The sequence below is a fragment of the Streptomyces sp. OfavH-34-F genome (genome assembly GCF_022347745.1).
Taxonomy (GTDB): Bacteria; Actinomycetota; Actinomycetes; order Streptomycetales; family Streptomycetaceae; genus Streptomyces.
Window position 1 is genome coordinate 1 of record NZ_JAKRGC010000175.1, and the last position, 12,799, is coordinate 12,799.

Annotated in this window: 9 protein-coding genes and 1 pseudogene; 6 read left to right on the forward strand and 4 right to left on the reverse strand. The window is 72.6% G+C overall.

Annotated features, from left to right (window positions below; all coding sequences use genetic code 11):
* Positions 1 to 124: 124 nt before the first annotated feature.
* Complete coding sequence (locus MHW47_RS22720) at positions 125 to 1,006, forward strand: GNAT family N-acetyltransferase (RefSeq protein WP_239225639.1); 882 nt, start codon at positions 125 to 127, stop codon at positions 1,004 to 1,006.
* Between the two features lie 43 nt (positions 1,007 to 1,049).
* On the opposite strand, the gene MHW47_RS22725 is transcribed toward MHW47_RS22720, so the two are convergent.
* Together MHW47_RS22725 and MHW47_RS22730 are read right to left on the reverse strand one after the other, a co-directional pair.
* Positions 1,050 to 3,005 carry an MFS transporter gene (locus MHW47_RS22725; protein WP_239225640.1) on the reverse strand — a complete coding sequence of 652 codons (1,956 nt, stop codon included), beginning with the start codon at positions 3,003 to 3,005 and terminating at the stop codon, positions 1,050 to 1,052.
* A gap of 202 nt (positions 3,006 to 3,207) precedes the next feature.
* The gene (locus tag MHW47_RS22730) at positions 3,208 to 5,694 is read right to left on the reverse strand and encodes a D-alanyl-D-alanine carboxypeptidase (protein ID WP_239225641.1); all 2,487 of its coding nucleotides are present in this window, start codon (positions 5,692 to 5,694) and stop codon (positions 3,208 to 3,210) included.
* A gap of 179 nt (positions 5,695 to 5,873) precedes the next feature.
* Here MHW47_RS22730 and MHW47_RS22735 point away from each other — a divergent pair, with 179 nt between their 5' ends.
* The 4 genes from MHW47_RS22735 (at position 5,874) to MHW47_RS22750 (ending at position 10,231) form a co-directional block, all read left to right on the forward strand.
* Positions 5,874 to 6,596, forward strand: coding sequence for a GPP34 family phosphoprotein (locus MHW47_RS22735; protein ID WP_239225642.1), 723 nt, complete (start codon positions 5,874 to 5,876; stop codon positions 6,594 to 6,596).
* A 263-nt stretch (positions 6,597 to 6,859) separates the two neighbouring features.
* Entirely contained in the window at positions 6,860 to 7,729 is an 870-nt protein-coding gene (locus MHW47_RS22740; protein WP_239225643.1) for a helix-turn-helix transcriptional regulator, read from the forward strand.
* Between the two features lie 233 nt (positions 7,730 to 7,962).
* Complete coding sequence (locus MHW47_RS22745) at positions 7,963 to 8,169, forward strand: DUF397 domain-containing protein (RefSeq protein WP_239225644.1); 207 nt, start codon at positions 7,963 to 7,965, stop codon at positions 8,167 to 8,169.
* 460 nt (positions 8,170 to 8,629) lie between these two features.
* Complete coding sequence (locus tag MHW47_RS22750; RefSeq protein ID WP_239225645.1) at positions 8,630 to 10,231, forward strand: sodium:solute symporter family protein; 1,602 nt, start codon at positions 8,630 to 8,632, stop codon at positions 10,229 to 10,231.
* On the opposite strand, the gene MHW47_RS22755 is transcribed toward MHW47_RS22750, so the two are convergent.
* Positions 10,219 to 11,331 carry an ADP-ribosylglycohydrolase family protein gene (locus tag MHW47_RS22755; protein WP_239225646.1) on the reverse strand — a complete coding sequence of 371 codons (1,113 nt, stop codon included), beginning with the start codon at positions 11,329 to 11,331 and terminating at the stop codon, positions 10,219 to 10,221. The genes MHW47_RS22750 and MHW47_RS22755 overlap by 13 nt on opposite strands.
* A 170-nt stretch (positions 11,332 to 11,501) precedes the next feature.
* Between MHW47_RS22755 and MHW47_RS22760 the strand changes: the two genes are divergently transcribed.
* The gene (locus tag MHW47_RS22760; RefSeq protein ID WP_239225647.1) at positions 11,502 to 12,422 is read left to right on the forward strand and encodes an aminoglycoside phosphotransferase family protein; all 921 of its coding nucleotides are present in this window, start codon (positions 11,502 to 11,504) and stop codon (positions 12,420 to 12,422) included.
* A gap of 27 nt (positions 12,423 to 12,449) precedes the next feature.
* Here MHW47_RS22760 and MHW47_RS22765 read toward each other — a convergent pair.
* Positions 12,450 to 12,799: pseudogene (locus MHW47_RS22765) on the reverse strand (type VII secretion integral membrane protein EccD); the annotation flags it as partial.

Here is a 12,799-nt window from a genome sequence, read left to right on the forward strand (position 1 = left end):
CGGCGCGCCCCCGCCCGACCCTGCCGCCGCCCGGCCTCCGCCCGGCTGCTGCCCGGCCGCCGCCCGGTCCGCCGCCTCGCGAAATCCGGAGGCACTCCCCTCCCTCCGCACGGGAGGATGAGCCATGGAGACCTCATCGGCCACCGCGACGTGGCTTCCGCTGCCCGACGTCCACGCCTTCCTCGATCGCGCCGGGGATTTCCTGCGTTCCCGGCCCGGCCTTCATACCGTCCCGTTGACCGTGACCGAGCAGCTGCGTACGTGGGGGGCCGGGGTGTACGGGGCGGGGGCGCCCGTCTTCGGGGTGCTGGAGCGGGGCGGGGAGGTGTGCGCCGCGTACGTGCGGACGCCGCCCCACCGGCTGCTCGTCACGCCGCTCACGCCCGGGGAGGCCGGTTCGCTGGTCGCGCATCTGGTGGCCGCGGGCCACGAGGTGCCGGGGGTCAACGCGGACGGGGACACCGCCGCCGCGTTCGCGGAGGCGTGGCGGGCGCGTGCCGGGGGCGAGCCCCGGGTGCAGGAGCGGATGCGGCTCTACCGGCTCGGGGAGCTGCGGCGGCCCGAGCCGGTGCCGGAGGGGCGGGCCCGGGTCGCGGTCGAGCGGGACCGGGAGCTGCTGGCGCGGTGGCACGCGGCGTTCGTGCGGGACATCGGCGGGAGCGGTACGCAGGACCCCGGTACGTGGGCCGACCGGCACATCGCCGACCGGCGCGTCACCCTCTGGGAGACCCCCGACGGGGTGCCGGTCTCCATGGCGGGGCTCACCGCCCTGGTCGCCGGGCAGATCCGGATCGCCCCCGTCTACACCCCGGCCGAACTGCGCGGACGCGGCTACGCGGGCGCCGCGACGGTGGAGGCCTGCCTCGCCGCGCGCGCCGGGGGCGCGGAGGAGGTGCTGCTCTTCGCGGACCTGGCCAACCCCACCAGCAACGGGCTGTACCAGCGCGTCGGCTTCCGGCCCGTGACGGACTTCGCGGTGTACGACCTGCCGGGGGCCGGCGCGTGAGCGGGCTGCCCGCCCCCGGGGAGAGGCTGTCGCGCCGCGGCCGTCAGCGCAGTTCCTCCGGGCACGGGGTGCCCGGCTGGAACTTGTACGGGGCGCTCAGGCGGTAGGTGCCGGCGCGGGGGGCGAGGAGTTCGGTCCACTCGTCGCCCTGCTCGTCCTCCTCGACCTTGATGAGGCAGCCGTGCTCGTTGACGAAGGACCTCGGGGTCTCCTTGTCGGGACGGTTCTTGGACGCCTCGGTCTCGCGGGGGCGGTCCAGGCCGTCGCCGTCCTCGTCGACCAGGGCGAGCCAGGGCGAGTAGGGGACGCGGATCAGGACCCGGCCGGCCTTCTTGACGTGGATCGTCAGCTCGCCCTCGCCCGCGCGCTCCACCGTCGCCGGGGGGTCGGCCAGCGGCACGGGGCTGTCCACCTTGAACAGCCGCCAGTCCTTGTTGGACCAGATCGCCTTGAGGTAGGGCAGGCCGTTGCTGACCAGCTCGGCCTCCTTGCGGGCGCCGCTGTAGTCCGGGTCGCCCTGCGGCAGCACCACGTAGTGCACCGCCCAGCGGTCGAGCCACTGCCGGTAGTTGATCGCGTCCAGGGTGTCGTCGTAGAAGAGCGGGTTGCGCTTCATGTCGGCCTGGCGGTTCCAGCCCCGGGCCAGGTTGACGGAGCGCGGCAGCGCCGACGCCTCGCGGTGGCTGCTCGGCGGGACGACCTCGACCCGGCCGCGTTCGGCGCCGATCTTCTGGAGCTGGTTGACCAGCGGGCCCAGCGAGCGGGTCCAGGAGGCGGTGGGGGCGGTCCTGACGATGTCGTCGATGCCCTTGAAGCCGATCCAGAAGTTCAGCGAGGCGAAGGCGAGGACCAGCGCGTACCAGCGCCGCGAGCGGGGTGTGGTGTAGGGCAGCGCGGCCAGCAGCACGATGCCCGCGAACAGCATCGCCATCCGCGAGACGTTGGAGCCGATCTGCGAGTCGATGATGAACGTGGCCAGCGTGCCCAGCCCGTAGACCGCCGACGCGGTGCGCACCGTCTTCCAGTCGCGCGGTACGAGGAAGAAGACGAGCCAGGAGAAAATGAACGGCCCGGACAGCGTCGCGACCGACATCGGCTGGGTGCCCGAGAACGGGAAGAGCCACGCGGACAGCGCGACGACCACGACCGGCGCGAGGCCCAGCGCGTACGCGCCCGGCCGCCGCTTGTTGAGGAACAGCGCCGCCGCGACCACCCCGAGGAAGAGGCCCGCCACCGGACTGCCCGCCGTGGCGAGTCCGGCCAGGGGCGCGGCGACGGCCGCCTTCGCCCACCGCTTGTAGCGCCACCGGTGCGGCCAGCAGAACACCGCCGCCGCCGCGCCGACCGCGAACATCATGCCGAGCCCGAACGTCACCCGGCCGGACAGCGCGTTGCACAGGTACGCGAAGACGCCTGCCATCGAGCAGGCCAGCGGGTTGCGGACGGCCTTCACCCGGTACAGGATCAGCGCCGTCAGTCCGGCGGAGACCGTGCCGGCGATCATCATGGTCGTCCGGACCCCGATCACCGACATCACGTAGGGCGAGACCACGCTGTACGAGACGGGGTGCATGCCCCCGTACCAGGCGAGGTTGTACGCCGTGCCCGGGTGCCGGCCGACGAACTCGGCCCAGGCGTCCTGGGCCGCGATGTCGCCGCCGCTGTTGGCGAAGAACAGGAACCAGACGATGTGGGCGACCGCGGCGACGGCGGTCGTCAGCAGCACGGGATGGCGCAGGCACCGCCGCTTGATCCCGGCGAACCGTCCGGCCCCCGCGGACGGCGTGGCGCGCTCGTCGGAGCCGGGCTCCGGGGCGCTGGAGCCGGGGGCGGGATCCTCGGAGCCGAGGTCCGGGACGTCGGCGCCGGTGGCCGGGGCCTTGGAGCCGGTGCTCCGGGGGGTGGCCGGCTTCGCGGCCGGGTCCACGGGCGCGGCGCCCTCGGCGGCGGTGGCGGCGGCCCTGTCGTCGTCGGCCCGTGTGGGCTCGGCAGTGGTCACTGCGTCTCTCCCCGTCCCTCCCCGGACGCGTGATTTCGGCCGGCTCTCCTGCTCGGGTCTCATGGGCCGAAAGACGCGTTCCAGGGTCCACGCGTTGCCCTGGGGACGCTAACACGCGGCGCGTTCCGGCGTACGGGAAGGCCGTCCGGCCCGGAGCGCGGGTGCGGGGCGCCCGGACGGACGCCCCGCGCCTTCCCCGGGCTCAGCCCAGGCGGGTCAGCTTGTCGCTCACCGAGGGCTTCGCGAGGTCCTTCTGCAGCGCCACCGCCACCTTGACCTGGCTGCGGCCCTCGCCCACGGTCAGCGTGCCGACGTGCGTGCCGGCCACCGCCTCGTGCGGGATCGTCCTGCCGTCGTCGGTGAGCTCCAGCTTGACCGTGAGCCCGGCCCAGCCGACGGCCTCGACGTCCTTCGTGGCGACGACCGGCGTGGTGTGCCCCATGCCGTCGTCCACCTGGCCGACCACGTCGCCCTTCTTCACGACCTTGGCGCCCTCCAGCACGTCCAGCGTGGCCAGCATCACCCTCTTGCTGACCCGGTTGACCTCGTCGATGATCGAGACGTCGTCGTACTGCCCCAGGATCGCGCCGACGACCAGCTGGTCCGTGCCGTCGATCATCTTGTGCGCCGCGAAGAGCAGGTTGCCGCCGGCCTTGGAGGTGGAGCCGGTCTTGATGCCCAGCGCCCCGTCGAACGGCACCAGCGTGTTGTAGTTGCGCCAGGTGTGGCCGGACGGGTCCTTCCACTCCGGCAGCTTCGTGATGTCCATCAGCGCCGGGAACTCGACCAGCTTCTCGCCCAGCTTCACCAGGTCCTCGGCCGTGGAGACCGTGGAGGCGGTGAGCCCGGAGGGGTCGGTGTACGTGGTGTTCTTCATGCCCAGCTCGTCGGCGGTGGCGTTCATCTTCGCCACGAACGCCTTCTCCGAACCGGCCTCCCAGCGCGCCAGCAGCCGGGCGACGTTGTTGGCCGACGGGATCATGAGGGCCGACAGCGCCTGCCGCTCGGTGAGGTAGTCGCCCTCCTTCACCGTGTTCAGCGTCGACTCGCCCTCGGTGTAGAGCTTGCCGTCCGCCTCCGCCTTGGCGTCGACCTCGATCTTCGGGCCCTCCTCGCCGCGCTTGAGCGGGTGGCTCTTGAGCACGATGTACGCCGTCATCGCCTTGGCGACGCTCGCGATCGGCACCGGCTTCTGCTCGCCGAACGAGCCGATCCGGCCGAGGCCGGTGGCCGCCATGTAGCCCTGGCCCTGGTCGGGCCACGGCAGCTTCGGGGTCTCGCCCTCGAATGAGTACGTCGTCTTCGCCGTCATCGCCAGCGACGGGTCCGGCAGCGGGCGCACGATCTGTACGATCGCAAACACGAGGAGCAGCAGCAGGACGAGCGGTGTCCAGATCTTGACCCTGCGGACCGCCGTGCGGACCGGGGTCTCCGGCGGCGGCGGGGTGTTCGTCAGCTCGGCGAGCAGGTCGAGCGGCGGCTTGGGCGGCATCGGCTGCTGCCGGGTCCGCTCGGCACCGCTGAGCGCCGCGTCCGGCGCGGGGCTCTCGGGTCTGCGCGGCGGGGGCGTGGTCGCCGGCCGCACGTCGTCGGAGCGCAGCGGTACGAAGGTGCTCCCGCGCTCCGTCAGCGACTCGGACTCCGCCGCGACCGGCCGGCCCGACGGGGACCGGGTGATCTTCAGCGCGGTCGTCGGCTGGTCGACCTTCGGCAGCCGGGGCGCCTTGAAGACGGCCGTGGGCTGATCGACGGGCGGCTCAGCGTCAGCGGAGCCCTTCGGCTCGGCGTCGTCGGAGCCCTTCGGCTCGGAGGCGGGCTTCTTCGGCTCGGCGTCGGGCGACTTCGGCTTGGTGGCGGGCGCGGGGTCGCCTGCGGCGGGCTTCTCCGGCTCGGCGTCGGGCTTCTTCGACTCGGCGCCGGGCGACTTCGTCTCGGCGTCGGGCGCGGACTTCGCGCTGGTGGGCGCGGCCCCGGGCTCCTGGTCGCCGGCTTCAGGGTCGCCGGCCTCGGAGGTGTCCGCCTCGGAGGTGTCGGCCTCGGGGGCGTCCGCCTCCGGCTCCTCCTCTTCGGCGGGCGGCACGGCCTCGCCGGTCGGCGCCTTCGCGGACTCCGGCGCCTTCGGGGCCTTCCGCTCGGCCTCGCCCGCGACCTCGTCGCCCGCAGCATCGTCGCCCCCGGCGGTCCCGCTCTCGTCGTCCGCCGTCGAGACCCAGGCGGCCACCGCTGCCCGGAGGCGCGCGTCGCCGGGCTCCCCGGCCTCGGGCTCACCGGCCTCCCCCGCGTCCTCGGGCGCACCGGACCCGCCGGACGTCCCCTCGGGCCCGTCCTGAGCGTCCGCAGGCCCCTCCGGCGCCTTCTCGGGCGTCCCGGCGGGGTCCGGAGCGCTCCCGGCGTCGTCGGCGGCCTCGGGAGCGCCTGCGGTCTTGCCGGTCTCCGGGGTCTCGTCGGTCTCCGGCGCCTTGCCGGCCTCCGCCGTCCTGCCGTCGTCCGGTGCGTCATCGACGTCCGGGGCCGCGTCCGCCTCCGGCGCCTTCCCGGCGTCCGTGGCGGACGCACCGGGGGCCACCCGGTCCTCGTCCCGTTCACGGAAGACGCCGAGGCGCGGGTCGCGCTCGTTCCGAGTCGTTCCCGACGACTGCTGCTGCTCCGACTTGTCGGGGGACTCGCCCGCCACCGATGCCTCCTCCATGCGGCGCGGGGAACCACCCGCGCTGTCCGAACCGTCTACCAGTGTCCCGTGCGAACCCTTGGCCGGGCTGCTAGACGAGAACGACATACCTACTGGTTCCCGTACAAAGCCACCAGGCACCCTCGACAGACAGATGTGAGAGGGGTCACCCTGTCATTCATCCACGCGGGGAGGCATGGATGGGCAGGAGCCGCAGAACAATTCCGGAGGAGCTTCTGCTGCTCGCTCTGGACCCGACCACGGGTACCACAGCGCAGCCGCAGTCGCTCGACCTCGGTCTCGCCGGAGCCCAGCTAGTGGAGCTGGCCCTGGCAGGACGAATAGCCCCAGACGGGGATCGTATCGCCGTGGTGATGCCACGGCCGACAGGAGATCCGACCCTGGACTCCGCACTGGAACTGCTGCGCAGGCGCGGCAGCCCGGTACGGGCGGTCCACTGGATCGGCGGACCCCGGCTGGGGCTCCGTCAGATCTACCTCGCTCACCTGGAGCGGTGCGGCATGGTGCATGCCGTGGCGGGCCAGATGTGCGGGGTGCTGCCGACGACTCGCTACCAGGCGACGGACACGGCGATCAGCCGGGACATCAGGGCCCGGCTGGACAGTGCGATCCGCACCGGCGTACCACCGGACCCGCGGACCGCGGCGCTCGCCGCGCTGGCCCACGCGGTCGGACTCGGCAAGCACCTGTACCCCGGGAACGAGGGGCGTTCATCGCGCTCCCGGCTCCGGGATCTCATCAGGCACGACCCGATGGGCGGTCTCGTGGCGCACGCCGTGATGGACGTCCAGAACGGGGCGGTCGCGCAGCCGCGCCGCGGCCAGGCAGCCGCTGCTCCGTTGCAACCGCAAGCGCAGCCCCCGTCACGCCGAGGCGGCATGGCGCACACCGCGGCCCACTAGGACCGCGTCGCAGGCAACCCCCGTAACACCCGCACCACCGCGTCAACGCACCACGCCACACGTCAACAACCGAACACCGCCGCACCGTCGTTCTCGCGCGTCGCCGAGACCCGGTTCGGGAGCCGCACCAGACGCGGGGCAGCCGGATTCACCGGCTGCCCCGCGTCGTCGTGTGTGGCCGTTTCCCAGCGGGGCCGGTGCCAGGGGTGGCAATCTGCTGAGCAGTAGATACGCACAGCTACATAGCCGGAGGTGCCGTTTCCGTGCCGTCCAACGTCAATCCCACCGTCAGGCGACGCCGGTTGGGTCAGGAATTGCGCCGACTGCGCGAGCTCAAGGGAATGACCGCCGAGGAGGTGGCGGAACGGCTGCTGGTCTCGCAGTCGAAGATCAGCCGCCTGGAGAACGGCCGCCGCTCGATCAGCCAGCGCGACGTGCGCGATCTGTGCGGGGTGTACGAGGTCGAGGACCACCGGGTCGTCGACTCGCTGATGCAGATGGCCAAGGACTCGCGCCAGCAGGGCTGGTGGCACGCGTTCGGGGACATCCCGTACAGCGTGTACATCGGACTCGAGACCGACGCGGCGTCCCTGCGGGTGTACGAACCGCAGGTCGTCCCGGGCCTGCTCCAGAGCCGCAAGTACGCCGAGGCGCTGATCGCCGGCGGGCTGCCGGAGGCGCCGCAGACCGACATCGACAAGCGCGCGGGCGTCCGCACCCGCCGCCAGGAGCGGATCACCGACCCGGAGCGGCCGCTGCGGATGTGGGCGGTGATCGACGAGGCCGCGCTGCGCCGGATGGTCGGCGGCAAGCAGGTCATGATCGAGCAGCTGGAACACCTGGTGGAGCTGTCGCACCTGCCGCACGTCACCGTGCAGGTGCTGCCGTTCGAGGTCGGCGCCCATCCGGGGGTCAGCGGGCAGTACGCGATCCTGGAGTTCCCGGACACCACCGACTCCAGCGTCGTCTACATCGAGGGCGTGACGAGCGACCTCTACCTGGAGAAGACCAACGACGTACAGCGCTACAGCGTCATGTACGAGCACCTGCGGGCGCAGGCGCTGAACGTGGAGCAGAGCCGGCAGTTCATCGACCGGATCGCGAAGGAGTACACCCGGCTGACCACGGAGTGATTCCGGCCGGTGGCGCTCGCTCAACCATGTCCGTTTTGCTAGGGATTGACAGAGGTGGCGGTAAGGCGGCGGCAAGATACACCGCCGCCGCCTTACCACGGAAGGTCTGAGCCCTGAGACCACCCGTTCGGGTGAAGGGCCGCTTCACGTGGGGGAGTTGGCGAGTAGCGTCGATCAGGCCAGTCGGAGCCTCGCTGGCACACCCCACACAACTCTCTGGAACCGGAGTGAACATGGCTATCCGCCAGGGCGCCACCACCACATGGACGAAGTCGTCGTATTCCGGGCCGAACGGAGCCTGCGTCGAGGTCAGGTCCCCGCTCGCGCGGGCGGTCGACGTGCGTGACTCGAAGGCCCCCGAGGGCCCGTCGGTCACCTTCGTCCCCGGCGCGTGGAGCGCGTTCGTGCGCGAGGTCGCCAAGGGTGTCGCCGACGCCTGACCGATGCCCCCCTTACCGACCACCGCACCGACCGGCACCACCTCAGCCCTCTCGACCGGCCCGCCGTCCTGGCCGAGAGGGCTTCCGCCTTCCCGGACACACCCCGGACACCCCCGGCCGCCCTTCCCGCAGTTCCCCTCCTTCTCGACCGCACCGGACCCGCATCCCGTGCGGTCTTCTTCGTTTTTCTCCGCATTCCGTGCACCCTCGGCCTGGCGAAGCGCCCGCTCATCGTGTGGGCGCCGCCGCGTTCACGACAACGCTTCCGTGAGTCAAGAACAAGCAAAATCGTTCTGCTTGCTGATCTGTGTTCACAGATATGACCCGAGGAGTCCTTGACCGGGGTGCCGGGCAGACGGTTCAATCCCCGAAGTCCCCGCTCCCGCACGGGGATGCCGCCGAGCGGCCGTACTGGCGAAGTGCGTACCCCGTTCATAAGGCGGACCCCCGGAGGGGACACATGAACAGTCTCGACTGGGTCGTGCTCATCGGCTATTTCGGCGTGATGATCGCGATCGGGCTCTGGTCCCACAAGCGTGTGGACGACGTCGGCGACTTCTTCACGGCGGGCGGCCGGATGCCCTGGTGGCTGTCCGGCATCTCGCACCACATGTCGGGATACAGCGCCGTGATGTTCACGGGCTACGCCGGCATCGCGTACCAGTACGGCGTCACCTCGTTCGTCACCTGGTCGCTGCCGATCGCCATCGGCATCGGCATCGGCGCCAAGCTGTTCGCGCCCCGGCTGAACCGGCTGCGCTCCCGGCTGTACGTGGCCTCGCCGCTCGAATACCTCAAGAACCGCTACAACATCCCCACCCAGCAGGCGCTCGCCTGGTCCGGGCTGCTGCTGAAGATCGTGGACGTCGGCGCCAAGTGGGCGGCCATCGCCACCCTGCTGTCCGTGTTCACCGGGATCAGCCTCACCCAGGGCATCTTCATCACCGGCATCATCACGGCGATCTACTGCACGGTCGGCGGCCTGTGGGCCGACGCGCTCACCGAACTGGGCCAGTTCGTCATCCAGTTGCTCGCCGGGATCGCCATGCTGGTCACCGTCATGCGCGAGCTGGACGGCTTCAGCACCCTGTGGACGGTCTGGGACAAGCTGCCCGAGGGCCACGCGGACCCGACGGCCGGCCCGTACACCGTGACGTTCCTGCTGGCGTACCTCTTCATCAAGACGTTCGAGTACAACGGCGGCATGTGGAACCAGGCCCAGCGCTACATGGCCACGGACTCCGCCGCCTCCGCGACCCGTTCGGCGCGGCTCTCCGCCGTTCTGTGGCTGGTCTGGCCGACCGTCCTGTTCTTCCCGATGTGGTGCGCCCCGCTGCTCGTCGACGCGCAGAAGCCGGACGCCTCCGACAGCTACGCGCTGATGACGGAACAGCTCCTGCCGCACGGCCTGCTGGGTCTGGTCGTCGTCGGGTTCTTCTCGCACACGATGGCCATGTGCTCGTCCGACGCCAACGCGATCGCGGCCGTCTTCACGCGGGACATCGCGCCGGTCGTCTCCAAGGCGGCCCGCAGGTGGGACAGCCGCGCCGGGCTGCTCGCCGCCCGCCTGTCCACGCTGGGCTTCCTCGGACTGTCCATGGCGCTGGCGACGCAGATCAACTCGCCGACGTTCAAGGACATCATCTCCGTCGTCATCAAGTGGGTCGCCGGGCTGATGGGCCCGATCGCCATCCCGTTCATGCTGGGGCTGCTGCGCACCTTCCGCCGGTCCGGTCCGACCGCGGCGCTCACCAGTTGGGCGGCGGGCCTGCTGGCGTTCTACTTCACCAACTACGACCTCGACGGCTCCGTGAAGGAGGGGGTCGCGCTCCAGTACCAGGTGGCGCTCCCGCTGGCGATCTCGCTGGTGCTCTACATCGTGATCGGGCTCGTCCGCCCCGAGGACACCCCGGAACGCGACGCGCTGATCGAGCGGATCAACGCGGACGGCGACGGCCCGGAAGCAGCCGCTACGGCGGGCGCGGCCGGCGTCCCGGCCCAGGGCGGACCGAAGGACGCGGCGGTCCCCGGCGACGCGAAGGGGCCGGATCAGCGCGGGTAGCGGGCCAGCCAGCCCGGCGCCGCGCGGTCCGGGCCGTGCAGGGCGGCACCCTGGGTCATCTCCAGGGCGAAGTCGTCGGCGAGTTCGAGGAGGGTGGCCCGCCCCTCCAGCTCGGCGAGCCAGCCCGGCGGCAGCGCGGTCTCGCCGTGCATCGCCCCCAGCAGCGCCCCGCACAGCGCGCCCGTGGCGGCGGACGGCCCGCCGTGGTTCACGGCCAGCCGCAGCCCGTGCCGCACGTCCTCCCCGACCAGCGCGCAGTACACCGCCACCGCCAGCACCTCGTCGGCGGAGTCGGTGGCGCCCAGGGACTCGACGAGCGCCGGGCCCGGCACCCCCCGGCGCACGGTGTCCAGCGCCCGGCGCAGCGCCCCGGCCACGGGTTCGTGGCCGGGGCGCTCCGCGAGCAGCCCGAGCGCGTGGCCCACCGAGCCGTCCAGGGTTCCGCCGCGCGCCAGGCCGTGCACGATGACGGCGAAGGCACCGGCGGAGAGCAGGGCGGTGGGGTGGCCGTGGGTGTGCGCGGCGCACTCGACGGCGAGCTGGAGCACGAGCTGCGGCTCCCAGCCGACGAGCAGCCCGAAGGGAGCGGACCGGGTGAGCGCGGCGGCGTCGTGCGCGGCGGGGTGCTTGGGCCGGTCCAGGGTGCCCATCGTGGTGTCGCCGAGGCCGTTGAGGCATTCGCGGGTGGGCGCGCGGCGGTCGTAGAGCCATTCCTGCCCGGCGAGCCAGCCGTTGTCCTCGCGGCGCTCGTCGGGGCCCCAGTCGTGCTGGGTGGCGGCCCAGCGGAGGTGGGCGCGGTGGACGTCGGTGGGCGGATGCCAGGCGCCGGTGTCGCGGCGGACCTGGGCGCGGATCAGTCCGTCGACGGTGAACAGGGTGAGCTGGGTGGCGGCGGTGACGGTGCCGCGCGCGCCGTGGGCGGGCACGAAGTCGGTGACGGCGTCGGGCCCGAGCGCGGCACGGATCTCGTCCAGGGTGAGGGTGCTGACGCCCGCGCCGAGCGCGTCGCCGATGGCGCCGCCGAGGAGGGTGCCGCGGACCCGGCTGCGGAAGTCCTGCTGCTCGGCACGGCCCCAGACGGCCGTGATCCCTGTGCTCACCGCGCCACTCCCGTATGCCGTGGTTTCGTTCCCCTGTGCGACTGTGCGGTAACCGGACAGCACTGTAATCGAACGGGTGCGGTGAGCCAGGGGGACAAAACGCTTTTCTACGGCTCCGAGGCGCGTCGAATTCCGTTGCGGCGGGCGGGCACGGGGCGGATGATCGCCCGATGCCCTCTTCGTACCCCGCTTCCCCGCCCGACGGCCGCGCGGGCATCGACGCCGCGCTCGTGGAGCGGCTGATCGCCGCGCAGTTCCCGCACTGGACGGGGTTGCCCGTGGTCCCCGTCGAGGTCGACGGCTGGGACAACCGGACGTACCGGCTGGGCGACGCGATGACGGTCCGGCTGCCCACCCACGCCTGGTACGCGCCCGCCGTGGAGAAGGAGCACCACTGGCTGCCGCGCCTGGCCCCCTCGCTCCCGGTGCCCGTGCCGCCGGTGCTCGCGCTGGGCGCGCCCGGCGAGGGCTACCCCTTCCCCTGGTCGGTCCGCCGCTGGCTGCCCGGCGAGACGGCGGCGCGCGAACGCATCGGGGACCTGCCGGGCTTCGCGGTGGCGGTCGCCGGATTCCTGCGCGCCCTCCGGGGCTGCGACGCGGCCGGCGGTCCTGCGGCGGGCCCGCACAGCTTCCACCGGGGCGCGTCGCCCGCGCGCTACGACGAGGAGACCCGCGGCTGTCTGGCCGCCGTCGCGGACCGCGTGGACGCGGTCCGGGCGACCGCGGTCTGGGAGGCCGCCCTGGCCGCCGAGTGGCGGGGTGCGCCGGTGTGGTTCCACGGTGATCTGGCGGCCGGGAACCTGCTGGTCCGGGACGGCGAGCTGGCGGCCGTCATCGACTTCGGCACCTGTGGGGTGGGCGACCCGGCCTGCGACCTCGTGATCGCCTGGACCCTGTTCGACGGTGACAGCCGGGAGGCGTTCCGGGAGGCGGTGCGCCTGGACCCCGGCACCTGGGCGCGGGCCCGCGGCTGGGCGCTGTGGAAGGCGCTGCTCAATCTGACGCGGGACGCGGGGGTGCACGGGGCGCCGGAGGAACACGAACGGGGCGTGATCGAGGCGCTGCTGGCCGACCACGACGCGTTCGGCTGAGCGGCGCGCCGCCGGGGGTGACAGCCGTCAGCCGGTCATCGTGCGGGCCGCCGTGTACAGGTCCAGGACGGCCAGGCAGAGCGGGATCAGGGCCAGGAGCAGCAGCATCTCGGCCAGGTCGGACAGGCGGCCCCAGAACGGGGAGAGGCCCTTGCGGGGGACGATCAGCGCGACGCCGGTGAGCAGGGCGGCGCCGCAGGTGACGGCGACGGCGAGCCACAGCGTACGGGGGTCGGAGGCGGCGCCGGCGGGGGTGTGCAGGGCCAGGCCGGTCACCAGCAGGCTCAGCGCGGCGGCGCCCGCGCCCAGCACGGTGGCGACCTGGGCGGTGTGGCGGAAGAGGCGGGCGCGCAGCAGCACGGCGAGTCCGGCGACCA